Origin of the sequence: Corynebacterium maris DSM 45190 (assembly GCF_000442645.1) — a bacterium.
Classification (GTDB): Bacteria; Actinomycetota; Actinomycetes; order Mycobacteriales; family Mycobacteriaceae; genus Corynebacterium; species Corynebacterium maris.
On the sequence record NC_021915.1, the window covers coordinates 2,489,155 to 2,516,092 of the forward strand.

At 67.4% G+C, this 26,938-nt stretch carries 26 protein-coding genes; 11 read left to right on the plus strand and 15 right to left on the minus strand.

The window, feature by feature from the left end; all coding sequences use genetic code 11:
- Positions 1-103: 103 nt before the first annotated feature.
- The 5 genes from B841_RS11615 to B841_RS11635 form a co-directional block, all read right to left on the minus strand.
- Entirely contained in the window at positions 104-1,255 is a 1,152-nt protein-coding gene (locus B841_RS11615) for a glutamate--cysteine ligase (RefSeq protein ID WP_020935687.1), read from the minus strand.
- Positions 1,255-2,049, minus strand: a complete 795-nt coding sequence (locus B841_RS11620) for a LytR C-terminal domain-containing protein (RefSeq protein WP_020935688.1) — start codon at positions 2,047-2,049, stop codon at positions 1,255-1,257. The genes B841_RS11615 and B841_RS11620 overlap by 1 nt, the downstream gene beginning before the upstream one ends.
- 71 nt (positions 2,050-2,120) lie before the next feature.
- Positions 2,121-2,714 (minus strand): TetR family transcriptional regulator, encoded by a 594-nt coding sequence (locus B841_RS11625; RefSeq protein ID WP_020935689.1) that lies wholly within the window; start codon positions 2,712-2,714, stop codon positions 2,121-2,123.
- Positions 2,715-2,727: 13 nt separating this feature from the next.
- Positions 2,728-5,103, minus strand: coding sequence for an MMPL family transporter (locus B841_RS11630; RefSeq protein WP_020935690.1), 2,376 nt, complete (start codon positions 5,101-5,103; stop codon positions 2,728-2,730).
- Positions 5,104-5,218: 115 nt separating this feature from the next.
- Positions 5,219-5,470 carry a DUF3263 domain-containing protein gene (locus tag B841_RS11635; protein ID WP_041632367.1) on the minus strand — a complete coding sequence of 84 codons (252 nt, stop codon included), beginning with the start codon at positions 5,468-5,470 and terminating at the stop codon, positions 5,219-5,221.
- Here B841_RS11635 and B841_RS11640 point away from each other — a divergent pair.
- From B841_RS11640 to B841_RS11650, 3 genes are read left to right on the plus strand one after another with little or no spacing between them, the layout of a single operon-like run.
- A complete protein-coding gene (locus B841_RS11640) occupies positions 5,469-6,068 on the plus strand; it encodes a peptide deformylase (RefSeq protein WP_020935692.1) in 600 nt (199 codons plus the stop codon). The genes B841_RS11635 and B841_RS11640 overlap by 2 nt on opposite strands.
- A complete protein-coding gene (locus tag B841_RS11645) occupies positions 6,069-7,079 on the plus strand; it encodes an N-acetylglutamate synthase, CG3035 family (protein WP_020935693.1) in 1,011 nt (336 codons plus the stop codon).
- 56 nt (positions 7,080-7,135) lie between these two features.
- On the plus strand, positions 7,136-7,567 hold the full coding sequence (locus B841_RS11650) for a VOC family protein (RefSeq protein ID WP_020935694.1): 432 nt from the start codon (positions 7,136-7,138) through the stop codon (positions 7,565-7,567).
- A 16-nt stretch (positions 7,568-7,583) separates the two neighbouring features.
- Here B841_RS11650 and B841_RS11655 read toward each other — a convergent pair whose 3' ends face one another.
- Positions 7,584-7,766 (minus strand): DUF6440 family protein, encoded by a 183-nt coding sequence (locus B841_RS11655; protein WP_041632368.1) that lies wholly within the window; start codon positions 7,764-7,766, stop codon positions 7,584-7,586.
- A gap of 64 nt (positions 7,767-7,830) precedes the next feature.
- On the opposite strand from B841_RS11655, the gene B841_RS11660 reads away from it, so the two are divergent.
- Together B841_RS11660 and cls are read left to right on the plus strand one after the other, a co-directional pair.
- Positions 7,831-8,664 carry an exodeoxyribonuclease III gene (locus B841_RS11660; RefSeq protein ID WP_041631892.1) on the plus strand — a complete coding sequence of 278 codons (834 nt, stop codon included), beginning with the start codon at positions 7,831-7,833 and terminating at the stop codon, positions 8,662-8,664.
- A gap of 5 nt (positions 8,665-8,669) precedes the next feature.
- Complete coding sequence (gene cls, locus B841_RS11665) at positions 8,670-10,154, plus strand: cardiolipin synthase (protein WP_020935697.1); 1,485 nt, start codon at positions 8,670-8,672, stop codon at positions 10,152-10,154.
- Between the two features lie 13 nt (positions 10,155-10,167).
- Here the strand turns inward: cls and B841_RS11670 are convergent, their stop codons facing one another.
- The 3 genes from B841_RS11670 to B841_RS11680 are packed head-to-tail and all read right to left on the minus strand — an operon-like array spanning position 10,168 to position 12,429.
- Entirely contained in the window at positions 10,168-10,959 is a 792-nt protein-coding gene (locus B841_RS11670; RefSeq protein WP_020935698.1) for an ABC transporter, read from the minus strand.
- Entirely contained in the window at positions 10,956-11,900 is a 945-nt protein-coding gene (locus B841_RS11675; protein ID WP_020935699.1) for an ABC transporter ATP-binding protein, read from the minus strand. The genes B841_RS11670 and B841_RS11675 overlap by 4 nt, the downstream gene beginning before the upstream one ends.
- Positions 11,901-11,922: 22 nt before the next feature.
- Positions 11,923-12,429 (minus strand): NUDIX domain-containing protein, encoded by a 507-nt coding sequence (locus B841_RS11680; protein WP_041632370.1) that lies wholly within the window; start codon positions 12,427-12,429, stop codon positions 11,923-11,925.
- A 183-nt stretch (positions 12,430-12,612) separates the two neighbouring features.
- Here B841_RS11680 and B841_RS11685 point away from each other — a divergent pair, with 183 nt between their 5' ends.
- Genes B841_RS11685 through B841_RS11695 form a run of 3 tightly spaced genes read left to right on the plus strand, consistent with a single transcriptional unit; the run spans position 12,613 to position 17,424 of the window.
- The gene (locus tag B841_RS11685) at positions 12,613-13,980 is read left to right on the plus strand and encodes a hypothetical protein (protein WP_020935701.1); all 1,368 of its coding nucleotides are present in this window, start codon (positions 12,613-12,615) and stop codon (positions 13,978-13,980) included.
- Positions 13,980-15,008 (plus strand): glutamate ABC transporter substrate-binding protein, encoded by a 1,029-nt coding sequence (locus B841_RS11690; RefSeq protein WP_020935702.1) that lies wholly within the window; start codon positions 13,980-13,982, stop codon positions 15,006-15,008. Before B841_RS11685 ends, B841_RS11690 begins: the two co-directional genes overlap by 1 nt.
- Entirely contained in the window at positions 15,001-17,424 is a 2,424-nt protein-coding gene (locus B841_RS11695) for a serine/threonine protein kinase (RefSeq protein WP_020935703.1), read from the plus strand. The genes B841_RS11690 and B841_RS11695 overlap by 8 nt, the downstream gene beginning before the upstream one ends.
- 26 nt (positions 17,425-17,450) lie before the next feature.
- On the opposite strand, the gene B841_RS11700 is transcribed toward B841_RS11695, so the two are convergent.
- Positions 17,451-18,656 (minus strand): acetate kinase, encoded by a 1,206-nt coding sequence (locus tag B841_RS11700; RefSeq protein WP_020935704.1) that lies wholly within the window; start codon positions 18,654-18,656, stop codon positions 17,451-17,453.
- The gene (pta, locus tag B841_RS11705) at positions 18,657-20,021 is read right to left on the minus strand and encodes a phosphate acetyltransferase (protein WP_020935705.1); all 1,365 of its coding nucleotides are present in this window, start codon (positions 20,019-20,021) and stop codon (positions 18,657-18,659) included.
- A gap of 295 nt (positions 20,022-20,316) precedes the next feature.
- Between pta and B841_RS11710 the strand changes: the two genes are divergently transcribed.
- Positions 20,317-21,684 carry an FAD-dependent oxidoreductase gene (locus tag B841_RS11710; RefSeq protein WP_020935706.1) on the plus strand — a complete coding sequence of 456 codons (1,368 nt, stop codon included), beginning with the start codon at positions 20,317-20,319 and terminating at the stop codon, positions 21,682-21,684.
- Between the two features lie 78 nt (positions 21,685-21,762).
- Positions 21,763-22,266 carry a GNAT family N-acetyltransferase gene (locus B841_RS11715; protein ID WP_020935707.1) on the plus strand — a complete coding sequence of 168 codons (504 nt, stop codon included), beginning with the start codon at positions 21,763-21,765 and terminating at the stop codon, positions 22,264-22,266.
- On the opposite strand, the gene B841_RS11720 is transcribed toward B841_RS11715, so the two are convergent.
- From B841_RS11720 to B841_RS11735, 4 genes are read right to left on the minus strand one after another with little or no spacing between them, the layout of a single operon-like run.
- A complete protein-coding gene (locus B841_RS11720; protein ID WP_020935708.1) occupies positions 22,267-22,695 on the minus strand; it encodes a YbjN domain-containing protein in 429 nt (142 codons plus the stop codon).
- The gene (locus B841_RS13470; protein WP_156844805.1) at positions 22,692-23,129 is read right to left on the minus strand and encodes a YbjN domain-containing protein; all 438 of its coding nucleotides are present in this window, start codon (positions 23,127-23,129) and stop codon (positions 22,692-22,694) included. The genes B841_RS11720 and B841_RS13470 overlap by 4 nt, the downstream gene beginning before the upstream one ends.
- Before the next feature lie 11 nt (positions 23,130-23,140).
- Positions 23,141-24,370: a formate-dependent phosphoribosylglycinamide formyltransferase gene (gene purT / locus B841_RS11730; RefSeq protein ID WP_020935710.1), complete on the minus strand. Its 1,230-nt coding sequence runs from the start codon at positions 24,368-24,370 to the stop codon at positions 23,141-23,143.
- Complete coding sequence (locus B841_RS11735) at positions 24,371-25,660, minus strand: adenylosuccinate synthase (RefSeq protein ID WP_020935711.1); 1,290 nt, start codon at positions 25,658-25,660, stop codon at positions 24,371-24,373.
- A 110-nt stretch (positions 25,661-25,770) separates the two neighbouring features.
- On the opposite strand from B841_RS11735, the gene B841_RS11740 reads away from it, so the two are divergent.
- A complete protein-coding gene (locus B841_RS11740) occupies positions 25,771-26,754 on the plus strand; it encodes a hypothetical protein (RefSeq protein ID WP_041631893.1) in 984 nt (327 codons plus the stop codon).
- Positions 26,755-26,938 lie beyond the last annotated feature (184 nt).

Consider the following 26,938-nt stretch of genomic DNA (forward strand, 5'->3'; position numbering starts at 1 on the left):
AGGAAAGCCCCTTAGCCAGATGACCCGAAAGTATGTTGCAGGTCAGACTAGGGAGCTCACACGGTGTTCCGATAGGAGTGCATGACGTTCGCCCCCACCGCCGTCACAGGGGTCGGAGCTGTTCCATTTCGTCGCAGGTGGCGTCGACGACCTTCTTCCAGTCGCGGGTGCGCTGGAAGATACGGCGTTGGCGCGCGTAGCCGGCGCCGCGTTCCAAGATCTCGGGGACCAGGTTCAATTCCGCGGCGCAGCCGAGTTCCTCGGCCAGCGGCGTCAGCTCGTCCACGAGTTCACTGAGCTCCTGGGTCACCCATCTTTCCTCGGTGTCGCGGGAGGTGACCACCAGGGCTTCCAGGCCGTAGCGCGCCGCTCGCCATTTGTTCTCCGCGAGGTGCCAGGGCTGCAGGGTGGGCAGCTCTTCCCCGCGCTCGAGCATGCGGTCGTAGTGCACGACGAGGGTGTGCGTGAGCGCGACGATGGCGGACAACTCCCGCAGGTTGCTGGTCGCATCGGAGATACGGACCTCGATGGTGCCCCATTTCGCGGCCGGCCGGATGTCGAAGTGCATGGAGCCGGTGTGGCTGGTGACCCCGGAAATCGCCTGATCTCGTTCGAATTCCTCCCATTCTTGCCAGGAGGTGAAGTGGTACGGCATGCCGGCGGTCGGCAGCTGCTGGTAGAGCATGGTGCGGTTGGAGGCGTAGCCGGTGTCGATGCCGTCCCAGCCCGGGGAGCAGGCCGACAGGGCCAGCAAGTGGGGGTACTTCGTCATCAGGGCGTTGATGATCGGCCACACGCGCTCTTCGTGGGAGATGCCCACGTGCACGTGGATCCCCCAGATCAACATCTGGGAACCCCAGTACTGGGTGCGGTTGATGATTTCCGCGTAGGTCATCTTCGCGCTGACCGGCTGCTCCCGGAAATCAGAGAAGGGGTGCGAACCGGAAGCCCACAGGCGCACGCCGAGCTCCTCGGCGCCTTCCTGCAAGGCGTCGACACCGCGAGTGAGCTCGTCGATGGCAGCCGGGACGGCATCGTGCACGCCGGTGACCAATTCAACCGTGTTCTGCAGGAATTCGCGTTCGAAGTGCAGCTTCGGATGCTTGGGGGCGACGAGGTCGATCAATTCCACGGCCTTCGGCACCAGGTCGCGGGTCTGCGGGTCAATGACGCCGAGTTCCCACTCCACCCCGAGGGTGTGTTTCGGGGAGCGGTTGAACTCGAGTTTCGGGACGGGCGGGATCGGGACGGTCATCAGAGGACGACCTCTCCGATCAGGGCGAGGGTGACCTTGCCGGGGCCGGTCGTCTCCTCGGGCAAGCCGTCGATGTTGGGCTCGATGCGCACGGGCACGCCGTTGGTGTCGCCGATGCGGTCGCCGAGGTCGCGGGCGGCGCGCTCGCCGGCGATGTCCCCCGGGTGGTAGTACAGGGTGGTTTCCTTGAGCGTGGTCACCTCGCCCGGCAGGTTGCCGTGCTCGCCGACCGCGATGCCCTCTTCTTCGAGGCGGTCGTAGATGTCTTCGGCCAGGCCGTTGACGGTGGAGTTGTTCAGGACGTTGACCACAGGCTCAGACTTGGCAGAGGTGCCGGCGCCGGCGGCTCCGGCGGAGCGGTCCGACGCGGCGGCCTCACCACGGGTGTCGCGCCCGTCCTCGTCGTCGCGCCGGGCGTCACGTTCGTCGTCGTCGGCGTCGGCATCCGCGCCGTCACGGCCGTTTCCGGCGGCGGCTTCGCCATCTTCCCCCTCGCTGCCGTCGTCGCCGCCATCCTCTGCAGCGGCGTCCGGCGCGTTCGGATCCTGGTCGGCGTCGCCGGCGTCGCCGGTCCCGCCCTGCTCGATGGTGGCGGAGGTCTCGGCCTCGTCGCCCGAGGTGGCGACGGTGCCGTTGCCGTCACCCTGGGTCAGGGAGTACAGGCCCCAGAGTCCGAGCAGGACGGCGACGGCGATGAGCACCATCGCCAGGCCGCGCAGCGGCAGTCCCCCGGCGGCGTCCTTGCCTTCCGGGGCGGGCTGGTTGGTGGAGTTCTCCGGATTCACATTCGTCACACCCGTAACATTAACCCGCTTGGCGGGGTCTTGTCTTTACCGGCGCGCCAGAATATTCATCGCGGACCCGGCTACGCCAACCGCACGGCGGCGAAAGCTCGCCGCACCAACCGTTCCCCCGCCGCCACGTCACGCGGTTCCGGCAGGTCGTAGTAGGCCTCCAGGGCGGTGCGGGCCACGGCCACCGCCGCCTGAATGGTCACTTGCACCTCAAAGTCGTCGAGGCCACCGTCAGCGGGCAACACCGCCGCAAACACCGGGTACAGGCGCCTGGCCAGTCCCGGCCGGGACTGCGCCCCCGTCAACGTCTGCAGCACATCGCCGACCTGGAAAAGGACGGCGAAAGAATCCCATTCCCCGCGTTCCCCGAGATCCTCGTGCAGGCCGGCGACGAGCACGCGCTCGACCGCCTCAAAGATGCCGACGCCCGCCGGGACCTCGTCGAACCGCGTCGCCAGATCGGCGGAACGGTCGACGATGAAGGCCACCAGCGCCTCGTCCATGGAGGCGAAGTAGTTGTGGAAGGTGCGCGGGGAGACCCCCGCCGCCTCCGCCACGGCGGCGACCGTCAGCCCTTCGGCGCCGCCGTCGAGGGCGGTGCGGGCGGCGGCGTGCGCCAAGGTGGCGCGGGTGGCGGCTTTCTTGGTTTCTCGCAGACTGGACATATCGCCTCCGAGTTTATCGGGCCGCTGCGGGCTCTCGGCCGGGCTCCTGCCCATCCTCCACAGTCAGGTGGCGGATGCCCTCTCCCTCGACGTCGACCCGGGGCACGATCTTGTCCAGCCACGCCGGCAGCCACCAGGCGCGTTCGCCGAGCAGGAACATCGTGGCCGGGATGATCATCATGCGGACGATGAAGGCGTCGAAGAACACCGCGATCGCCAGGGCGAAGCCCATGGTCTTGATGAAGACCATCTCCTGCAGCATGAAGGCCGCGAACACGGAGATCATGATCAGTGCGGCGGCGGTGACCACCCGGGCGCCGTGTTTGAAGCCGTTGGCGGTGGCGTTGCCGGCGGTTTTGCCGCTCGCCCAACCTTCGCGCATGCGGGTGACCAGGAAGAGCTGGTAGTCCATGGCCAGGCCGAAGACCAGGCCGATGAGCATGATCGGCAGGAAGCTCAGCAGCGGCTGCGGGTCGTCGATCAGCCCGAACCACCCCTCCTGGAAGATGGCCACGGTCACGCCGAAGGTGGCCACCACGGACAGCCCGAAGCCCAGGGCGGCGATCAACGGCACCCAGATGGAGCGGAACACCAGCAGCAGGAGCACGAAGGCCAACACCAGCACGATGGCGATGTACGGCAGCAGCACGTCCTGGAGGCGCTGGGAGATGTCGTCGAAGATCGGGGTGACGCCGGTGACGCCGTAGGTGGCGCCGGTCTCGTCCGCGAAGCCGGGCGCGGCGTCCCGCAACCGGTCGAGGGTGTCGGAGGTGCGTTCGTCGGTGGCGCCGAATTCGGGGGTGATCAGGATCTGAGCGGTGTCGAAGTTCTCGGTGGTGCCGACGACCTGGGCGTTGGCCACCCCGTCCACACCCAGAAATTCTTGCGTGGCGGCGCCGAAGGCGGCCGGGCGTTGCTCGTCGGGCAGGTCCACGGCGTCGACGACGGCGATCATCGGGGCGTTGCGGCCCGCGCCGAAGGCGTCCTCGGTCATTTCGTAGGCCACTCGCGGCGGAGTGTCCGGGCTGGCGGTGCCGTCGGTGGGCATGGCCAGGCGCATGTTGACCGCCGGCAGCGCCAGCAGGACGAGCACGACGACGCCCGCCACCAGGTGCAGCACCGGCCGGTGACGAATGCGGCGGACCCAGCGCAGCCCCATCGTCGGGTGTTCGTCTTCCGGGTCCGGGGCCTTCACGCCGGGCACGCGGCCGGCGAAGACGCGGACGCTCAGCAGTCCCAGCAGGGCCGGCAGCAGCGTCAGGGCGACGAGCACGGCGATGGCGACGGTGGCCGCCGCGCCCAGGGCCATGGCGGTCAGGAAGGGGATGTTGATGATGGACAGCGCGGCCAGTGCGATGAGCACCGTCAGGCCCGCGAAGACCACGGCGGAGCCGGCGGTGCCCACGGCCATGCCCATGGCGTGGGCGCGGGTGTCCACGCTCATGCCGCGCAGTTTCTGCGCCAGCTCCTTCGGCTCGAGGTCGTTCGCGCCGGAGGCCTTGATCAGCTCGTTGCGGAAGCGGGAGACGATGAACAGGGCGTAGTCGATGCCCACGGCCAGGCCGATCATGGAGGCCAAGACCGGGGTGATGTCGTTGACCGCATCAGTGAAGACGGTGGCCAGGCTGATGCCCAACACGCCGACGCCCACGCCGATGATCGCGGAGATCAGCGGCATGCCGGCGGCCACGACCGAGCCGAAGGTCACCAGCAGGACCACGGCGGCGACGAGCAGACCGACCAGCTCGGAGGTCAGGTTGATCTCGGCGGCGGCCGCGCTGAAGGCGTTGCCGTTGTAGGCGACGGTCAACGCGCTCTCATCCTGGGCGTCGAGCACGTCGGTGACCGCCTGGATGTCCTCGGCGGGGATGTCGCCGACCTCGTCGGCGTCGAATCGGACGGTGACGATGCCGGTGGTCTCATCGGGGCTCAGCGGGCTGACGGCCGCGACGTCGGCGGCGATCTTTTCTTCGGGCACCCCCTGTGCCTGCAGCTGCGGGACCATCTGGGCCTGCAGCCCCTGCTCCCCCAGGACGGGGTCGACGATCGTCTCCGGGTCGGCGAGCACGCCGGTCGCGCGGACGTCGTCAAGCAGGGCGTTGACCTCGGCGTTGACTTCCGGATCGACCAGGGTGCGACCTTCCGGGGCCTGGACGACGATGCTGCCGGTGGGCGCGGTGGTGGAGTCTTCGGCGTCGTCGAAGCGTTCCTGCATCTTCTCCATGGTGGTCACGGAGTCGAGCCCCGGCATGCTGAAGTTCGAGGAAGGCGTCTTGCCGAAGACGCCGGCGAGCGTGCCGACGGCGATCAGCAACACGAGCCAGAAGGCCAGAAACGGCCAGGCGGTGCGGTAGGCGCGGCTACCGAGTCGATACAAGAAGGTGGCCATGCGGCACGAAGTCCTTAAGGGAGGAGGGGCACAGGAAACAGTGAGAGCTTAAAGCATTTTGCACACTTCACGCAAAGTTGCACCGTCTCTGCAACTATGGCGGAGGAAGCCCCTGTCACCCTTCCCGCTCCTGCGCACGCCGGTCCCGGATCCGCCGTAGCCGGGCCGTCAACGTCGGATGCTCCTGCATCGCCGCAGGCAGATCGATGAGCAGGTTGAGACGCTGGTAATAGCGCACCGGGCTGATCCCCAACTCCGCGCGGATCGACTCTTCCTTCGCCCCGATCGAACGCGGCGCCCGTTCCTCGAAGGCGAGGATGCGGGCGTCGATGTCGCTGAGTTCGGCCATGCTTAAACTGTATGCCATGACCATCCGTCCCATCGTCATTCACGGCGACCCCGTCCTGCACACCCCGACCGAAGAAGTCACCGAGTCCCCCGCCGAACTCGCTGAGCTGATCGCGGACATGCACGAGACCATGGACGCCGCCAACGGCGTCGGCCTCGCCGCCAACCAGATCGGCGTGAACAAGCGCCTCTTCGTCTACCACTGCCCCGACGTCGAGGACGCGGACGGCAACGAGAAACCGGACGGCGGCATGCGCCGCGGCACCCTCGTCAACCCCGTGCTGGAAACCTCCGAGATCCCGAAGACCATGCCGGACGAAGACGACGACCAGGAAGCTTGCCTGTCCGTTCCCGGAGAATCCTTCCCCACCGGCCGCGCCCACTGGGCCAAGGTCACCGGCACCGACGAAAACGGCGACCCCGTCGAGGTCGAAGGCTACGGCTTCTTCGCCCGCTGCCTGCAGCACGAGGTCGGCCACCTCGACGGCTACGTCTACACCGACGTCCTGATCGGGCGGAACAAGCGCGCCGCCAAAAAGGCCATCAAGGCCAACGGGTGGACCGAACCGGGCCGGACCTGGACCCCGGGCGTCGACGACGACCCCTTCGGACATTAAATGTCACGCATCTTCCGCTCCGACGACGTCTCCGTCGGCGAACGCATCGTCGTCCGCCGCCGGCTCGGCGAGATCTTCTCCGACGTCATCGGCCACGTCACCGCCCTGGCCCCGCTGACGGTGCGCCCGCAGGAGGTCGGCGGCTTCCCGTCGTCGCTCGATGAGATCATCGTCCCGGACGAACAGATCCACATCATCAAACGGCTCAGTCCGCGGATGATCCGCAACTCCGACATCCGGCACGTGGAGACCGCCTACGCCAAGGCTTTTCCCGGCGTCGAACACACGTGGACCGAGGACGGGCAGTGGCTGATGCGCGCCGGCGACGGCATCACGGAGCGCTCCAACTCCGCGACTCCGCTGGGCCCTTCCGCGGGTTTTGTGGATCTGCCCTTGACCGAGATCGAAGCCTTCTACGCCCGCCACGACCTGCCGGTGCAGCTGCACATCCCCGAGCGCATCGGCAAACCCGCCGAACGCCTCGTCGCGGCCGGCGGCTGGACGCTCGGCCCGGAGATCCTCGTCATGGTCCGTGACCTGCAGGACTTGAGTGACCTGCCGGCCCCGCCCGTCGACGGCGGCGCCGCCGGGCTCACTTTTTCCGTCGACCCGCAGCCCGACGCCGACTGGCTGACGCTCTACCACTTCCGCGGCCGGGAACTGCCCGCCCGGGCGCTTCAACTCCTGCACGACCAGATCGACGGGACCATGGGATTCGCCCGGCTGACCACGCCGGCCGGCGAGACCGTCGCCATCACGCGCGCCACCCTGACCGAATCCGGCGACGAGACGGTGTGGCTGGGATATTCCGCAGTGGAGGTCACCCCGACGTGGCGCCGGCAGGGGTTGGGCACCCGCCTCGGCGCGGACACCGTGTACTGGGGCGCCGACCGCGGCGCCGAGAAGGCGTACCTGCAGGTCGTCTCGTCGAACGCCGCCGGCATCGCACTCTACGACAAGCTCGGTTTCTTGGAGCAGCACCGGCACCGCTACGCCCGCCGGGACACGTAGGCTGGGGCGTGCCCCGTCGTCCTCGCCCGCACCACCCACTGGGAGCAGACTTCCACATGCACGCGTACACGTACTTGTCCTTCCCCGGCACCGGCGCCGAAGCACTGACCTATTACCAGTACATCTTCGGCGGCGAACTCGAGCTGACCACCTACGGGGAGCTCACCGGCGCATTCCCCTTCGACCCGCCCGCAGACGCCCTGGCGCACGGGACGTTGGTCGCCGACGGACTGAGCCTGGCGGGCGGCGACGACGTCCTGACGCCCACCGCGGACGCGTTGGACTCCCACGCCTACTCTTTTCTGCTGAACTACGCCACGGTGGCGGAGGCGGAGAACATGCTCGCGAAATTCACCGCTTCCGGCGCGGACCTGACCATGCCGTTGGCCCCGGTCGCGTGGGGCGCGCACTACGGGCAGGTCACCGACCGGTACGGCGTGCTGTGGGCGGTCAACGTCCCCGCCGGATCTGATCCGGCCGCGGGCTGACCCGGCCGCGGGCCGATCAGGTCAGATACTCCCCGGGCGAGGCCACCACGGGCTTGCCGTGCGCGTCCAACAGCGGGGTCAGCCCGCCCGCGGAGCCGCGCGCAAACTCCAGGTAACAGACCCCCGTGGTCGTGTCGACGAGGATGACCCGGCGCGTCATTCCTTCACTCTCTTTATGAATGGTGCGAAATCTGTTCATGTCCACGGAGTCTAGTTTCCCACCGACCGACGCCCGCGGCTTTTGCCCGGGTAGGCTGTTAGCCATGCGAATCGCCACCTGGAACGTGAACTCGGTCCGCAGCCGCGCCGACCGCATCGTCGATTTCTTGACCCGCCACGAGATCGATGTGCTCACGCTGCAGGAAACCAAGGTCAAGGACGACAAGTTCCCTTACGAGACCTTCATTGAACTCGGTTACGAGGTGGCCCACGTCGGTTACCACCAGTGGAACGGGGTGGCCATCCTCTCCCGCGTCGGGCTGGAGGACGTCGCCGACCACTTTCCGGGCCAGCCCGGATTCCACAAGGATCCGGCGCAGCCGCAGGACCGGGAGGCCCGCGCGGTGGGCGCTACCTGCGGCGGCGTCCGGGTGTGGAGCCTGTACGTGCCCAACGGCCGGGAGATCGGCGACCCGCACTACGACTACAAGTTGGCGTGGCTGTACCAGTTGGGGTTTCACGTGGAACATCAGCTGGCGGAGCATCCGCGCCAGCAGCTCGTGCTCACCGGTGACTTCAACATCGCCCCGCGGGACGAGGATGTGTGGGACATCTCCGTCTTCGAGGGCAAGACCCATGTCACGGAACCGGAACGTGCGGCCTTCGACATGTTGCTGGAGTCCGGTCTGACCGAGGTCACCCGTGGGCTGACGCATGAGAAGTACACCTACTGGGACTACAAGGGCATGCGCTTCCAGAAGGGCGAGGGTATGCGCATCGACTTCCAGCTCGCCTCAGAATCGCTCGCCGAGCTGGCGAAGGACGCTTTCGTCGACACCGAGGAGCGCTCCGGCAAGGGCGCCTCCGACCACGCCCCGGTGGTGGTGGACTTTGCGGGCGCCGGCCAGAGTGCGCCCGCCTACGACGAAGTTCGCTGACTGTCGTGAGCATCGACGTCGACCTGACGACGTGGCAGTGGATCGGCCTGATCCTCGAATACGGCATCAAACTGCTCGCCATCGGAGTCATCCCGGAGGACCGGAAACCCTCCTCCGCCAACGCCTGGCTGCTGCTGATCCTCTTCCTGCCGATCGTCGGCTTGCCGCTGTATCTGATGATGAGCTCCAACTTCGTCAGCCGACGTCGCCACCGCATTCAGCAGGAGGCCAACGTCATGGTCGGCGACGCGCAGCGGGAGATCCCGGATCACCCCGTCGACATGGACCCCGACCCGGAGATCGAGTCGATGCTGCGGCTCAACCGCACCCTGACCACGTTTCCCGCCACGGTGGGCCACAACCAGGGGCTGTGGGCGGACTACGAGCATGCGCTGCACCGCCTCGTGGAGGTCGTCGACGCCGCCCGCGACTACATCCACGTGGAGGTCTACATCCAGGCCTGGGACGAGAGCACCGACGAGTTCTACCGGGCCCTCGGCCGTGCCGCCGACCGCGGGGTGAAGGTGCGGCTGCTCTTCGACCACATCGGCTCCCTGAAATACCCCGGCTCCCGCAAGCTCGGGAAAAGGCTCAGCGCGATCGGCGTCGAATGGCGCATGATGCTGCCGCTGGCGCCCTGGCGGGGCCGGTTCCGTCGCCCGGACCTGCGCAACCACCGCAAGATCATCGTCGTGGACGGCGAGATCGGGTTCTTAGGCTCCCTCAATCTCATCGACCGCGGCTACCTCATGGCCAACCACCGCCGGGCGGGGCGCCAGTGGATCGACGTGATGGTGGAGCTGACCGGCCCGATCGTCACGTCCATGGAGACGGTCTTCGCCGTGGACTGGTACAGCGAATCCGGCGAGTCCCTGGCGATTTCTCCCCCGGTCGACGACGGTGAGCGACGCCCCGGCGACACCAACGTCTTACAGATGATCCCCTCGGGTCCCGGCTACACCACGGAACCGAACCTGCGGACCTTCATCTCGATCATCCACCACGCCAAAAACCACCTGGTGATCTGCTCCCCCTACTTCATTCCGGACGAGGCGCTGCTGTCGGCGGTGACCACCGCCTGTTACCGCGGGGTCCGGGTGGATTTGCTGGTGTCCGAGCAAGCGGACCAGTTCGTGGTGCACCACGCCCAGACCTCCTACTACCAGGCGCTGCTGGAGGCCGGGGTGCACATCCACCAGTTCCCGGCCCCGTACATCCTGCACACGAAGTTCCTGTTGGCTGACCACGGCCCCGAGTCCGGCGTCCCCGTCGCGGCTTTCGGCTCCTCGAACCTGGACATGCGCTCTTTCGGGCTCAACTACGAATCGACGCTGCTCGTGGCGGAGGGTGATTTGCTCGACGACCTGTACCTGCTGGGCGAGACCTATAAGTCGGTGTCCATCCCGCTGACGCTGGAGGAATGGAATAAGCGCGGGTTCTGGCGACGCTACATCGACAACGTCATGCGTCTGACCAGCGCGCTGCAGTAGCCGGGCGCCGGCCTCAGGCGTCGCGGGCGCGCAGCGCGAACACGCCGACGAGCCACACCGCCAACGACCAGGCCACGAAGATCAGCAACGACCCCCACACTCCCCATTCCGCCCCGTAGACCGGCGTGTTCTGGATGACGGCATCCATGTTCACGAACGGTAAAACGGTGTGAATGTCCTCGCCCCACCGCGGCAGCAGACGCACCGCGGTCTCGAAGACGAGGTTCCACAGCACCAGCAGGAAGATCGCGCCGGCGGACTGCCGCACCAGCATGCCGACCCCCTGGCAGAGGAACACCAGCACGAACATCGCCAACGGCACCGCCCACAGCGCCCGTTGGCCGGCGGGATCGGAGAACGGCGTGAACACGCCCGGCGAGTCACCGGCGAGCACCCCCAGGGCCACCACGTAGGCGCCGGCCGCCGCCGCGCCCGAGATCACTGCGGCGAGCGCGGCGTACAGCAGTGCCTTCGCCAGGGCGACCTGCCCGCGGCGCGGGGTGGCCAGGAAACTTATCGACGGCAGCCCGTAGCGGTACTCCGTGGTCACCGTCATCGCCGCCTGAATCATGATGATCAGAATGCCGAAGCTGGTGAACCCGGTGAGCACGATGTCCGGGGTGATCATCGGCCCCACCACAGCGGCGCCCGGGCCACCGAGATCCCCCGACAACAACGTCAGGGACCAGGTGGTCAACGCCGCCCAGCCGATCGACAACACCAGGACCAGGCCGGTCGTCCACCAGAACGAGGCGGTGGTGCGCAGCTTCGTCCACTCTGAGAGCAGGGTGTGGTGCACCGTCATCGCTTCTCCTCCTGCGCCGGGTGCGCGGGCTGCGCCCGGTACTGGGCGCTGTCCCGGGTGATCTGCATGTACGCGTCCTCCAGGGAGGCCCGGCGCTGGGTCAGTTCGGTCAGCGCGACGCCGCCGGCGAAGGCCAACGCACCGACCTCGTCGGTGGTGCGGTCGGGGACTTCCAGGAACTGGCGCCCCTCCGGGTCCACGTCGACCCGGTGATCGAGGCCCTCCGTCCGCAGCAGGTCCTGGAGCGCCGGTAAGTCGGGTGTGCGCACGATCGCGGACGTGGCCGAATGGCGGCGGATGAACTCGCTCATCGAGGACTCGGAGACCAGGCGCCCCTGGCCGATCACGATGAGGTGGTCGGCGGTCATGGCCATCTCCGCGAGCAGGTGCGAAGAGACGAACACCGTGCGGCCCTCCCCCGCGAGCGCCTGGAGCAGGCCGCGCACCCACCGGATGCCCTCCGGGTCGAGTCCGTTGACCGGCTCATCCAGGATGAGCACCTCCGGGTCCCCGAGCAGCGCCGCCGCCAGGCCGAGCCGTTGCCCCATGCCGAGGGAAAAACCGCCGGCTTTCTTCCCCGCCACAGCGCTCAATCCGACCAGGCCCAGCACCTCGTCCACCCGTCTGGCGGGCAATCCATTGGAGTGGGCGAGCCAGCGCAGATGCGCCGCCGCCGAGCGGCTGGGGTGCACCGCCTTGGCGTCCAACAGGGCGCCGACCTTGGTCAAGGGGCGGGCGATGTCGGCGTAGCGGCGCCCGCCGATCGTGGCGGAGCCCGCGGTCGGCGCGTCCAGGCCCAGGATCATGCGCATGGTGGTGGATTTGCCCGCCCCGTTGGGGCCCAGGAAGCCGGTGACCACGCCGGGGGCGACGGTGAAGCTCAAGTCGTCGACGGCGCGGACCTTCCCGTAATCCTTGGTGAGCCCGGAAACTTCGATCATGCGCTCAACCCTGTCACAGAAGTCACTGAAATAGCTCCGTGGACAGGGTCTTCAACCTGGGAAACGCCTCCCGGAACGCTGGCATGAGCGGCAAGTCCTCGACCTTATGCAACGGCACCCAGCGCAACTCGAGGGACTCCTCGTTCGGGTCGACGTCGATGCGCGCGCCGTCGCGGGTGAGTGCCAGCACAGTGGTGTAGGTCCACCCTCCGGCCAAGGCAGGGCGATCCGGGTCGGCCGGGAAAGGGCCGGCGGTGACTTCGCTGCGGTGGATCTCGATCAGGCGGGGGTCGAGGGAGGTTTCTTCCACGGATTCCCGGACGGCGGCGTCCGCGGCGTCCTCATGCGAGTCCCGGGCACCGCCGGGCAACGCCCAGGTCCCGCCCGCATTCGTCCACAACGCGCGATGCTGCATCAACAACTCCGGTTCGGGTTCCGCAGCGATCAAAAACAGTCCCGCCGCCCCGTGACGTCCCCACACCCGCGAGCCGCCGGGAGCGGCCGCCCATCCGTTTCCATCGCCTTCCATGTCCACGAGGCTACCCGCGGTGGCCCCGCAGGGGGTGTCGACCATGGCTAATTGGCGGGATGAGGGGCTAGTGTTAAACAGATGAACGGCGTTGGGAGCCGTCACAGGACGGAGACGAATCCGGGAGGTCCCGCCGCGCCTGACACGAGGGCGGAGGACGTCTCCCCATACAACGATGCCTGGATGGATGAGCTGGCGGCGGATCGCGCCAACGGCTCCCGCACCACCGCCTCCGGTTTCCTCTCCGGAACACTCGCCGGCCCCTGGCACCGGCTGCGTCGCATCCTCTCCTTCTTGGCCACCACGCCGGGCAAGATGGTCGCGATCACGTTGGTGATGTCCGTGGCCATCGGGGCGGCGGGATATTCCATGTCGCAGTCCGCGGCCAACCGCCAGGAGGGGCTCGGGGTTCTGCTGTCCTCCACGGAGCCGCTGTCGTACTCGACGCATAACCTGTATTCGAACCTGTCGTTGGCGGACACCATCGCCACGACCAATTTCGTGCAACCCGGCGTGGGCAACGCCGACCGGCTGGAGGATTATCACGCCGCCATCGAGCGAGCCACCTCGGCGGCGACGGAGGCCGCCGTCGGCATTCCCCCCGACGAGGAGCGGCTGCGTGAACTGGTCGCCCAGGTGCAACGGGAATTGCCCGTCTACACCGGCCTGGTGGAGACCGCACGCGCCAACAACCGGGTGGGCAATCCCGTGGGCATCACCTACATGGCGAATGCCTCCGCGCTGATGCGCGAGCGCATTCTGCCGACGGCCGCCGACCTGTTCACCGCGACGAGCGACCGCGTCGGCGAACAGCAGCAGGAGCTCACCCAACCGCAGTGGGTGCCGTTGTCCGGGCTGTTCGCCGCGATCGGCTTCCTGCTGCTGGCGCAGTGGTGGCTGTGGCGAACCACTCGCCGCCGCTTCAACCGCGGCTTTGTGGCCGCCACGTTGGCGATGGTGGTGGCCACCGGCTGGGTGGCGGGCTCCAACTTCGTCAATTGGCAAGCCGGCACCCGTGGCTTCGAGCAAGCCGCCCAGCCGTGGGACTCGCTGACCGCGTCCCGGATTCAGGCTCAGCAGGCCCGCACGACGGAGACGCTCGCCCTGGTGCGCCGGGAGTCCGTCACCCAGTCGACGCAGTCCTTCAATTCCACGGTGTTCACGGTCAACCTGGCCCTGGACTCCTACGCGGAGGCGCCGGACGCCGACGAGTCCACGGTGGCGCAGGCCCGCTCGGCGCTGACCGACTGGCAAAACTCCCACAACCGTTTCACCGAGGCTTTGGACAACGGCAATTACGATGAGGCGTTGCGGCTCTCCAACAGCGCACTGCAACGCCCCGGCGAAGCCCCCACGGCGGCGGGATCCTACGCCCGCCTGGACCGCGCCCTCGCCGAGCTCATCGACGACGCCCGCGCCACCATGCGTGAGTTCGTGCAGGAAGGCGCCGGCGCCAACCGTTCCGTCGCCGCGGTGGTGCTGGTACTGGCCGTCATCGCCGTATTGAGCGTGTGGATCGGCATCCGAGCCCGACTCCAGGAGTACCTGTGATGCGCGCCCGTGTCCTGACCGCCTTGCTCGCGGCCGCCGCCACGCTGGCCGCCTGCGCTCCCCTCCCGGAGCCTCCGCCGTCTTCGGAACAACAGACCGCGTCTTCCCTCCAGCAGGCGCAGAATCAGGCCCAAGAACCGGCGGGCCCGCCGCTTCCCGCCGGCTCCGTGATCGAGGACGCCGGCAACGTCCCGCCGTCCGCCCCGGAGACGGAGGAGGTCGTGGGCTCGCTCCGCCCGGACGACGCCCCGCCGGAAGAGCGCGTCCCCCAGATCGTCGACCGCGGCCGCCTGATCGTGGGCATCGACCAGTCCCAGAACCTGCTGTCCTTCCGCAACCCGGTCACCAGCCAGCTGGAAGGCTTCGAGGTGGATTTGGCCAGGGAAATCGCCCGCGACATCTTCGGCAACTCCAATGCCGTGGATTTTCGGTTCATCGAGGCCGGCGAGCGGGAGAACGCCCTGCTCAATGACACCGTCGACGTCGTGATCAGCACGATGTCGATCACGCAGGACCGCCAGGAAATCCTGGAGTTCTCCACCCCGTACATGAACGCCGACGTGCGCCTGCTCACCGTACAGGGATCCGGGGTCCGCACTTACGAGGACCTGACCGGGGAAACGGTGTGCATAGCGGAAGGCTCGACGTCGTTGGAGCACGCCCGGCTCCACGCGCCCGAGTCGCAGCTGCTGCTCACCCGCCGGTGGTCAGACTGCCTGATGGCGTTGCAACAGAATCAGGCGAACGCGATCATCTCCGACAACACGGTGCTTTCCGGCATGGCCTCGCAGGACCCGTTCACGCACTTGACCGGCGCCGCGGTGGGCCAGGAACACTACGGGGTGGCGATTGCGAAAGAGGCGGAGGAACGCAACACGGAAGGGCTGGTGCGCCAGGTCAACTCCACGATGGAACGGATCCGGCGGGACGGGACGTGGTGGACGATGTTCGACCGGTGGTTCGGGCCGTATTTGACCAGCCTGGGCCCGCCGGATCTGCAGTACCGAGAGGAATCGACCGATGAGTGAGCAGGACACCGACCGCAGCATCCGTCCTCTGCCGGAGCAGCAGGGGGCCGACCAGGAGGCGGAGGGCGACGGCGCGTCGACTCCGGTGACCGGGCTGTCCGAGCCCGTCGACACGCACGGCACCCAGGCCGTCGCCTTCGACCCGTTCGCCGACGACGATGACTACGAGCAGGACACGGACGACGCCGAAGAGGACATCGCGGAGTTGCTCAAAGACCTCGACGAGCTGCGCGACACCCGGGACGAGCAACGCCTGAACACGGCCGAGCGTTCGCACCGCGAGGCGATCAGCACGTTTCGCTCCCGCCGCGGCGCGCGCCGCACCGCCCGGCCGGTGGCGGACGGCATGGTCAGCCTCCCTTTCGTCCCGCCCACCAGGCCGGAGGACGCGCTGCGGGACCCGGCCGACGCGGTGGCCAAGGGGGTGCCCGCGCCGCAGCTGGAGACCGGGGCGCTGGTGGCCGGGCAGTACGAGATCCTGGGGGTGCTCGCCCACGGCGGGTTGGGCTGGGTGTACCTGGCCAACGACAAGTTCGTCTCGGATCGGCTGGTGGTGCTCAAAGGCCTGCAGTCGAAGAAGAACCAGCAGGAGGCGGCCACGGTCGTGGCCGAGCGGGAGTTTCTGGCGGACATCACGCACCCGGGCATCGTGAAGATCTACAACTTCATCGACGATCCCCGCGTGCCGGGCGGATTCATCGTCATGGAGTACGTGGGCGGGCCGACGCTGCGGAAGCGCCGCGACGCCCAGCCGGACGGGTTGTTTCCCATCGACACGGCCATCGCCTACCTGCTGGAGGTGTTGCCGGCGCTGGAGTATCTGCACACCCGCGGGGTCGTCTACAACGACTTGAAGCCGGACAACGTCATCGTCACGGAGGATCAGGTCAAGCTGATCGACCTGGGGGCGGTGTCCGGCATCGGCGCCTTCGGCTACATCTACGGCACGAAGGGGATCCAGGCTCCGGAAGTGGCGTCCCAGGGGCCGAGCATCGCCAGCGACATTTATACGATCGGCCGCACGTTGGCCGTGATGACGGTGCACATACCGAAGAAGGACGGCGTCTTCGTCGACGGGTTGCCCTCGCCGAGCGAGGAGCCGATTTTCCGTCGTTTCCTGTCGTTCTACCGGTTGCTGATGCGTGCCACGGATCCGAACCCGGAGCACCGATTTACCTCGATCGCAGAGTTGGAGACGCAACTGTACGGGGTGTTGCGGGAGGTCATCGCGTTGCGCGACGGGATTCAGCACCCGGCGCAGCATTCGTTGTTTTCTCCGCAGCGTACGACTTTCGGCACGAAACACCTGGTGTTTCGCACGGATCAGCTCATCGACGGCATCGACCGCACGGTCAAGATCACTTCAGAGGAGATCGTGGCGGCGTTGCCGGCGCCGCTGATCGACCGGGCGGACGTGGGGGCGGCGATGTTGTCGGGCTCGTCGTACACGGAGCCGCTGGAAACGCTGGAGACGCTGCGGCAAGCGATGCAGACCGCTGAGTACGAGCACTCCGCCGAGATCCCCTTCGGGGTGGTGCGCACGATGCTCGATCTGGGGTTCACCGAGCAGGCCCGCAGCTGGTTGGCCACGCTCAGGGACCGACTGGGGAAAACGTGGCGGTTCCAGTGGTACTCGGGGGTGACGGCGCTGCTTCTCGACGACTTCGTCACCGCCCAGCAGCATTTCGCCGCGGTGCTGGACATCCTGCCCGGGGAGGCCGCCCCGAAGCTGGGGTTGGCGGCCGTGGATGATCTGATGCTGCAGGAGAAAGGCCTGGATCATACGCCGTTGCTGAATCCGGCGGCGGCGGCCGCCGCCTCCCAGCTGGAGGGTGATTTGGGGGAGGTCGAGGATCCGCTCTTCGAGCGGCTGTCCGAAAATTGGTCGCATCTGACGGAGGATCCGGAAATCCTGCGTTTTCACGCGATTCGTCTGTACGGCATGATCTGGGCGACGAACCCGACGACGATGTCGTCCGCGTTCGGGTTGTCCCGGCAGCTGATGGCGGAGGAGCTCATCGAGATGTCCGTCCGCGCCCTGGACCGGGTGCCGGTGTCCTCGCGGCATCAGCGAATGGCGAAGTTGACGACGATTCTGCAGTTGGTCAGCGGCGAGCTCACGGAGTCGCGGATCCGGCGGGCGTCCCGGAGACTGGAGGAGATCCCCGCCAACGAGCCGCGGTTTCTGCAGATCAAGATCGCGGTGATGTCGGCGGGCTTAAATTTCCTGCGCGACGCCGGCCTGGAGCAGGCGTCGGCGGCGAACGCCTTGTTCGAGTACCCCTTCACCCAGCGGGGGCTGCGGCACGGGTTGTCGGACACGCTGCAGGATTTGGCGCGGATGTCCCCCTATTCGCAGCACCGTTACGCGCTGGTGGACATGGCCAACAAGGTGCGGCCGGTGACCTGGTTCTGATCCCGGCCGCTGCGGCGCCCCCTCGTCTACCGGTGGTCGGCGACCAACGCGACGGACTTCTGGGCGATGGCCAGCTCTTCGTTCGTGGGGATGACGAAGACTTTGATCTGGGAGTCGTCGGCGGAGATTTCCCGCGGACCGTCGTTGGGCAGCGCATTGCGTTCCGGGTCGATCTTGACGCCGTACATTTCCAGGTTGGCCAAGGCGTCGGCACGCACGAAGCGGTCGTTCTCCCCGACGCCGGCGGTGAACGTGATGGCGTCGACGCGGCCGACGGAGATCATGTACGAGCCGAGGAAACGGCGGAGCTGGTGGATGTAGATGTTGTACGCCAGCCAGGCGTCCTGGTCCTCCTCCTGGATCATGGCGCGTAGCTCGCGGAAGTCGTTGACGCCGGCGAGGCCCTTGACGCCGGATTTCTTGTTCAGCAACTGGTCGATCTCGTCGATGCTCATCCCGGCGTGGCGGTAGAGGTGGAAGATGACGCCGGGGTCGATGTCGCCGGTGCGGGTGCCCATCACCAGGCCTGCGAGCGGGGTCATCCCCATCGAGGTGTCGACCGGTTCACCGCCGCGGATGGCCGCGGCGGAGGCGCCGTTGCCCAGGTGCAGGGTGATTTGGTTGACGGCCGCGTCGGGCAGGTCGAGCATGGCGGCGGCCTGTGCGGAGACGAATTCGTGGCTGGTGCCGTGGAAGCCGTACCGGCGGACCTGGTGGTCGCCGGCGACGTCTTTGTTGATGGCGTAGATGGCGGCGGCCGGCGGCAGGTGGGCGAAGAAGCCGGTGTCGAAGACGGCCACGTGCGGGATGTCCGGCAGCAGTTCGCGGGCGACCTCGATGCCGTCGATGTTGGCGGGGTTATGCAGCGGGGCCAGGGGGATCTGGTCGCGGATCATGTCGACGACTTGGTCGTTGATCACCTCCGGCTGCGAGAAGACCAGGCCGCCGTGCACCACGCGGTGGCCGACGGCCACGAGGTGGAGGTCGCTCGGCCCGCATCCGAGCGCCTCCAGCCTTTTAATCGCCGTGTGCAGACCCGCGGTGTGATCCGCGATGGGGCGTTGCTCGGAATGCTTTTCCCCCTGGTAATGGACGGTCAGCCGGCCGTTGGGCTCGCCGATCTGCTCGACGACGCCGGAGACCAGGGGCGCTTCCGAGGCGTCCGCCGCGGGATCGACGATCTGGAACTTGATCGAAGAGGAGCCGGAATTGATGACGAAGGCGTAGCTCATTTACTTCCCTTCCCCGGCCTGGACCGCGGTGACGGCGACGGTGTTGACGATGTCCGGGACGGTGGCGCCGCGGGACAAGTCGTTGACTGGTTTCTTCAAACCCTGCAGGATGGGCCCGACTGCGAGTGCATCGGCGGTGCGTTGGACGGCCTTGTAGCCGATGTTGCCGGATTCGAGGTCCGGGAAGACGAAGACGGTCGCGCGGCCGGCGACGTCGGAGTCCGGCATCTTCTTGGCCGCCACCCCGGGGTCCACGGCGGCGTCGAACTGCAGCGGGCCGTCGACGAGCAGGCCCGGGTTGAGTTCACGGGCCTTTTCCACGGCGGTAGTCGTGCGGTCGACCTCCGGGCCGGAGGCGGAGGTGCCGGAGGAGTAGGACAGCATGGCCACGCGCGGGTCAATGTCGAACTGCGAGGCGGTCCGCGCGGAGACGACGGCGATTTCGCCCAGCTGTTCGGCGGTGGGGTTGATGTTGACGGCGCAGTCGCCGAACGCCCAGTGGTGGCCTTCGAAGACCATGAGGAAGATCGAGGAGACGACGGAGGCCTCCGGGGTCGTCTTGATGATCTGCAGGGCCGGCTTGATGGTGTGGGCGGTGGTGTTGACCGCGCCGGAGACCATGCCGTCGGCGATTCCTTCGTGGACCATCATCGTGGCGAAGTAGGAGACGTCCTTCATCGTCTCCCGGGCCTGGTCCAGGGTCACGCCTTTCTTCTTGCGGAGCTCGACGAAAGTGCGGGCGAAGCGCTCCGCCAGGTCGCTGGTGTGGTGGTTGAGGATGTCCGCCTTGGACAGGTCCAAGCCGAGTTCCTCTGCCCGCACGTTGACCTGGTCCGGGTTGCCCAGGATGGTCAACCGCGCGATGTCGTCGGCCAGCAGCCGGTGGGCCGCCCGCAGGATACGGCTGTCCTCTCCTTCGGGCAGGACGATGTGCGCGCCGATCCGTTTCGCCTTGTTCAGCAGGCGGTGCTCGAACACCGCCTGACTCATCACCTGCGGGGCCTCGACCTCGAGCGCCGGGCCGACCGCCCAGGCCAGGCGATGTCCGTCGCAGGCTTCCGCCACCACCGCGCCGAGGTCCGTGGCCTGGCGGATCGCGCGCTCGACGTGCGGGCCGCTCCGGTCGTAGGCGATCAGCAACGGGACGCCGATCGCCGCGGCGGCACGGGCGTCGAAGTCGAGGTTGCCGGTGCCCACGTAAAAGATGTCGGAGCGGTCTGCGGCACTGTCGATGACGGCGGCCAGGCCCGCCAGTTCACCCAGGTCGACGCGGAGGAGATGGTTTCCGGAGGCCAGGCCGTCCAGGTCAATGCCATCGAAGCTGCGCCCCTCGACGGTGAGGAGGACGGATCGGTTGTCGGACATAGGCCACGCCTTTCTATCGCCACCGGCCGTAGGATCGTAGGTGGTCTCCCTACCCGGCTTCGGCTCAATCTGTGTGATTTCCTCGACTAGCTTAACTGAAAGCGGGGGAGATCACAGCGGATTTTACTGAATTGCGCCACAATCAAGCACACCTTCGGGACGTTATTACCCATAGGCTCGGTCATTGCATAAATTTGAGGGTGACGATTGTGTCCCCCCAGTCCATAAGTAGACTGAGTGGTTAGTGCATTAATAGACCACTCTGTACGTACATTTGTGAAGGAATGTGAACTCCATGGCTTCCCCCCTCCGCATCGCCGTCGTCGGCGCCGGCCCCGCCGGCATCTACGCCTCGGACCTGCTGGTCAAGTCCGGCGTCGACGTCCGCGTCGACCTCATCGAGAAGATGCCGGCCCCCTTCGGCCTGATCCGCTACGGCGTCGCCCCGGACCACCCCCGCATCAAGGGCATCGTGAAGTCGCTTCACCGCGTCCTCGAGCAGGAGGAGATCCGCTTCCTGGGCAACATCGAGGTGGGCAAGGACATCACCGTCGAGGACATGCGCGAGTACTACGACGCCATCGTCTTCTCCACCGGCGCCACCGACGACCGCGACTTCCAGATCCCGGGCCACGACCTCGACGGCAGCCACGGCGCCGGTGAGTTCGTCGGCTTCTACGACGGCAACCCGAACTTCAGCCGCGACTGGGACTTGGACGCCGAGAAGGTCGCCGTCATCGGCGTGGGCAACGTCGCCCTCGACATCGCCCGCGTGCTGGCCAAGACCGCCGACGAACTGCGCGTCACCGAAATTCCGGACAACGTCTACGAAAACCTCTCCCGCAGCCGCATCAAGGAGGTCCACATCTTCGGCCGCCGCGGCCCGGCGCAGGTGAAGTTCACCCCGCAGGAGCTCAAGGAGCTCGACCACTCCCCCACCATCGAGGTCATCGTGGACCCGGACGACATCGACTACGACGAGGCCTCCGAAAGCGCCCGTCGCGAAGCCAAGGCCGTCGACCAGGTCTGCCAGATCCTGGAGGGCTACGCCATGCGCGAGCCCAAGGAAGCGCCGCACAAGATCTACATCCACCTCTTCGAGGCCCCGGTGGAGATCCTCGGCGAAGACGGCAAGGTCGCCGGGCTGAAGACCGAGCGCACCGAGCTCGACGGCGCCGGCAACGTCACCCGCACCGGCGAGGAGACCACCTGGGAGGCCCAGCAGGTCTACCACGCCATCGGCTACCGCCCCGAGGGCGTCGAGGGCGTGCCGTATGACGAGAATGAGTCGGTGATGCCGAACGACGGCGGCCGCGTGCTCGACGGCCCCGGCGGCGAGGCCGTCCCGGGCCTGTACGCCACCGGCTGGATCAAGCGCGGCCCGGTCGGCCTGATCGGCAACACCAAGTCCGACGCCAAGGACACCACCGCCATGCTGCTGGAAGACCACGAGGCCGGCAAGCTGGAGCCGGCCCCGAAGCGCGAACTCCAGGACATCCTGGACCGTCTCGCCCAGAGCGACGTCGCGGTGACCACCTGGGAAGGCTGGCACCGTCTCGACGCCGCCGAGCGCGCCGCCGGCGAGGCCGAAGGCCGCGAGCGCAAGAAGATCGTCGAATGGGACGACATGGTCAAGCACGCCGGCCCGGAGTACCACATCTAAACACTCCCCCTCGCCCCCGTCTTCGGTGGCGCCCGGCACCGGACGCAACGGACGCGCGGGGCGGTTAAACTCAGCGGCATGACCACATTCTTTTCGGTGAGTTCCCTGTCCGAGATGGCTGCTCTGGAAGTCCATCGCTTGTACAAGCTGCGCGTGGACGTCTTCGTCCACGAGCAGGCCACCCCCTACGCCGAAATCGACGACATCGACGCCGAACCGACCACGAAGCACATGCTGGCGTGGCGTCGGGGTGACGGGCCGACCCAGCTGGTCGGCACCGCCCGTATCTACCCGGACGTCGTCGACGGCCAGGACGTGACCCAGTTGGGCCGTTTCGTCGTCGCCGACTCCGACCGCGGCACCGGGCTCGCCCAGGAGCTGATGTTCCAGACCCAACGTCTGGCGTTCGAGACCTATCCCGGCCGCGACGTGCACCTGTCCGCCCAGTCGGAACTGACGGGCTACTACGCCAAGTACGGCTTCGAGCCGACGGGCGAGCAATACGACGACTCCGGCGTCCCCCACCAGCCGATGATGCTTTCGGCGGGCGCGCTCTCCGAGATCGTCACCGCCCGCCGCTGATCACCAGTCCGGCGTCACGCCCAGGGTCTGCGCCATCTCCTGCGCCAACTCCTCCGCGGCCGCGATGAACGAACGCAGCTGCGACTCCAGCTGCGCATCGCTGACGCCGTGCTCGTAGTAGGCGGTCGTCTCGATGAGGACCCGGAAACACCCGTCCTCCACGGAAACCTCCGAGCAGGTGGCCTTGGGGAACCACCGGGTGCGGTGCCACGTTTCCACGGCTTCGACGGCGGCGTCGCGCAGCTGCGCGTCAAGGTCCAGATCCAGCAGGCCCGTGAGGATGAGCTTGTCCTCGGTCGCGGCCGGAACGAAATACCCGGATCGGAAGAACGTGACGGTCCCGCCCGTGGGCGACTCCGTCCAGGGAGCGCCGATGGCGTCGACGGCGGCGCGCACCCGCGCGTCGTCAAACTCCGGTAGCTGCGTCATGCCTCTCCTTCTTCGTCGAGGGCGAGGGCGGCGCCGAACTCGCGAAACGCCGCCGCGATGATGGCCACGCCCATGTCGATCTGATCCATGAGCTGCTCCTCAGTGACGCCGACGGACCAGTCGGCGCTCATGTGCGCGCTCAGCCGCACCCCGCCGCCGTCGGTGCGGGCCGGCGCGCACACCGGCCAGTGGGTGTGCGCGTGCCAGTCGTCGATGAACTCCCGCACCCGGTCCAGTCGCCCGGAGCCGACGACCCGAGAATCAGTCGCGGTGACGGACACGACGCTGGCGGGCTCCCCGGACAGCAACACCCAATAATCGATGTCGCCGGTGGTGAAGCCGGTGTCGTCGACGTCGTTGACGGTGTAGTCCAGTCCGCGTTCCTCCAAGACGGCCCGGATCCGGGCCGCGCTGACTGCGGGAAGAGTATCCATGTCCGCCAAGGCTAGCGGGTTTCGACGACGAGTTTCGCCGCCGCCTCCGCCGCGCGTTGGCGGGCGGCCTCGACGGTCTCGCCCGTGGAGATCGCCAACCCCATGCGACGCCCCTCGTAGGTGGTGGGCTTGCCGAAGACGGTGACGTCGGTTTCGCTGACCGCCAGCGCATCGGCGAGCCCGGTGTAGCTGACGGTGCGCGACGCGGCGTCGGCATGCAGCACCACGGAGGCGCCCGGGGTGGTGAGCGTGACGTCGATCGGCAGACCCAGGATGGCGCGGGCGTGCAGGTCGAACTGGGAAAAGCGCTGGGACTGCAGCGTGACGAACCCGGTGTCGTGCGGGCGCGGGGTGACCGAGGAGAAGTACACGTCGTCGCCGGCGACGAACAGCTCGACGCCGAAGACGCCGCGCCCGCCCAAGGCGTTGGTGATGCGGGCGGCGACGGAGCGGGCGTTGTCCATCGCGCGCTGGCTCATCTGCATCGGCTGCCAACATTCGACCAGATCACCGCTTTCGTGACGGTGCCCGATCGGTTCACAGAACCAGGTCGCCAACTCACCGGTGGCGGGGTCGATGGAGCGCACCGCGATGATGGTGACCTCGTAGTCGAAGTCGACGAAGCGCTCGACGGTCACGGGGCCGGGGGCCGGCACGCGCTGGGCGTGCCGCCAGGCGTCGTCGACGTCCTCCGGCCCGCGCACGGTGCTGTGGCCGCGGCCGGAGGTCGCCGACTCCGGCTTGACCACGCACGGATAACCGAGCTCCTCAAACGCCGCCGCAAATTCCTCGCGGTCGGTGGCGAAGCGGTAGGCGGTCGTAGGCAGGCCGAGTTCCTGGTGCGCCTTCGTCCGGATCGCCTGGCGCCCGCCGGTCAGCCCGCAGGCGTGCGCGACGGGGATGACTTCGGCGCTGCCCCGGGCCTCCACCTCGGCCAACGCGTCGGCGGCCACGGCCTCGATCTCGGGCACCACGTAGTCCGGCCGCAGGCGTTGCACCAGGCCGAGGATCTGCTCCGGGTCGCGCACGTCGGCGACGTGCGCGAACTGGGCCACCTGGTGGGCCGGGGCGTTCGGGTACCGGTCGACGGCATGCACCTCCAGCCCGAGGCGCTGAAAGGAGATGGTCAGTTCCCGGCCGATCTCCCCGCTGCCGAGCAGCAGCACCTTGGTGGCGTTGCCGCTCATGGGCGTGCCCAGGCGGGAGATCGGCTGCGGGGCCACGTCGTCCGGTTCCGTCATTTACGCCTCCAGCACGTCGTGGCGCACGATGGTCTGATCACGGCCCGGGCCGACGCCGATGTAGGAGATCCGGCAGCCGGAGAGCTCTTCGAGGCGCAGCACGTAGTCCTGTGCCTTCTGCGGCAGGTCCTCGAACTGGGTGACGCCGGTGATGTCCTCGTCCCAGGCGGGCATCGTCTCGTAGATCGGGGTGGCGTGGTGGACCTGGGACTGGGTCAACGGCATCTCGTCGAAACGCTCGCCGTCGACCTCGTAGGCGACGCAGATCGGGATCTCGCCGATGCCGGTGAGCACGTCCAGCTTGGTCAGGAAGTAGTCGGTGAAACCGTTGACGCGGGAGGCGTAGCGGGCGATGACCGAGTCGTACCAGCCGCAACGGCGCTTACGCCCGGTGTTGACGCCGACCTCTCCGCCGACCTCCTGCAGGTACTCGCCCCACTTGTCGAAGAGTTCGGTCGGGAACGGGCCCGCGCCGACGCGGGTGGTGTAGGCCTTGATGATGCCCAGCGCGGACGTGATGCGCGTGGGTCCGACGCCGGCGCCGACGCAGGCGCCGCCGGCGGTCGGGTTCGAGGAGGTCACGAACGGGTAAGTGCCGTGGTCGACGTCGAGCATGGTGGCCTGGCCGCCCTCCATGAGCACGTGCTTGCCCTCGTCCAGCGCCCGGTTCAGCACCTGCTCGGAGTCGATGACCATCGGCTCGAGGCGATCGCGGTAGCCGAGGAAGTAGTCGACGATCTCCTCCGGGTCGATCGCCTTGCGGTTGTACATCTTGACCAGCATCTGGTTTTTGACGTCGAGGGCGGACTCGATCTTCTGGCGCAGGATCGACTCGTCGAACACGTCCTGCACGCGAATGCCGACGCGGCCGATCTTGTCCGCGTAGGTCGGGCCGATGCCGCGGCCGGTGGTGCCGATGGCGCGCTTGCCCAGGAAACGTTCCTGCACCCGGTCGAGCACCTGGTGGTAGGGGGCGACCAGGTGGGCGTTGGCGGAGATGCGCAGCCGCGAAGTGTCGGCGCCCCGGGCCTCGAGTCCGTCGATCTCCTCGAACAGCGCCTCCAGGTTGACCACTACGCCGTTGCCCAGCACCGGGGTGGCGTTCTCGGAGAGTATCCCGGCGGGCAGGAGCTTGAGCTCGTACTTTTCACCGCCGACGACGACGGTGTGTCCGGCGTTGTTGCCGCCGTTCGGCTTGACCACGTAGTCGACGCGTCCGCCGAGGATGTCGGTGGCCTTGCCCTTGCCTTCGTCGCCCCACTGGGCGCCCACGATCACGATTGCAGCCATGTGCTTGTCTCAGTCTCTCCCGGTTTTTGGGTTTGTCCGGACCCGGCACGGATCGACGGACGTTAGGACATTGATTAATCCTACCCGTTCAGGGACTAGAATCCTGTTTCATGCGCCTTATCGTTATGCGGTGCGGGGCCCCGGAGTTCCGGGTTCCCGACGTGTCTGTGCTCCGCGAACTTGTCGACGTCCGCCGGCTCGAGACCGTCGACGTCTCCGCCGTACCTACCCGGAAGGAGCTGCGGATTCTCGATGAGGCCGCCGCCGAGGCCCTGCCCGTCGACCCGACGCCGTCCCTCGATGAGATCGCGGCGCAGCCCGACGTCGAGCACCTGCGCGAGCCGCGGCCCGCCCCGCAGCGGCCCGAGGAGGAATTGCGGGTGGTGGTGGTCGGTTCCGACGCCGCCCTGTCCGCGGTGCTCACCCGCATGATGCGCGCCGATTACCTGTGGGCGACCGTCGGTTACGTTCCGGCCACGCCCGGTTCTCCCGCCGCCACGACCTGGTCGTTGCCTGAGTCGCCGGAGGCCGCGTTCCGGCTAGCGGCGGCCGGCTCCGTGCGCCCCATGCCCACGATCCGCAACGACGCTGGTTTGGTGGTCGCCGGCTCCGCGACGATCACCGCCTGGGACGACAGGGCCTTCGTCGGCGAGGTCGTCGTCGACGAGGACACCCTCGTCTTCGCGGAAAAGCGTCAGGAAGAGGCCCGTTTCTACGGCCAGTTCGGCGTCCGCCTAGTGCCCACCGCCGACGCGCCCGGCATCGCGGCGGTGCGCATGACCACCCCGGCGACCGTGCCGGAGAACCGGCGCGGTGGCCGCGGGCTGCGTGGCTGGGTAGGCAAAAGGATGGCCGGATCGATGCCGCCGGTGCAGGTGCAGGCCTGGTCGGAGACGAAGGCCTTGGCCTGGCTGGTGGAGCAGGCGCCGTTGGAACCCGGCGGGGTGGACCCCGACTCCCTGCTGCGCGGACGCGCGGTGCAAAGCGGTGGCAGCGACATCGCCGTCACCGTGGACGGGGTGCGCGGCAAACGTCCGGTCACGCGGGTGACGTTTTATCGACACCTGCGGGACCTCCAGGCCGTGAGAATATAGAATGTGACCAATATCACTATTGACAAATTTTTACCCATCTGTGATGTGACTTTGAGGAATCTTTAACCTTCAGGATCGCCCGGTTGTCGTTTTCCCCCTACTCATGATTTTCAAAATTTCCAAATCGGGGCTGCGTATCCACCCCTTTTAGCGTCCCCGCCCCGGCGACTCATGGCGGTAGGCG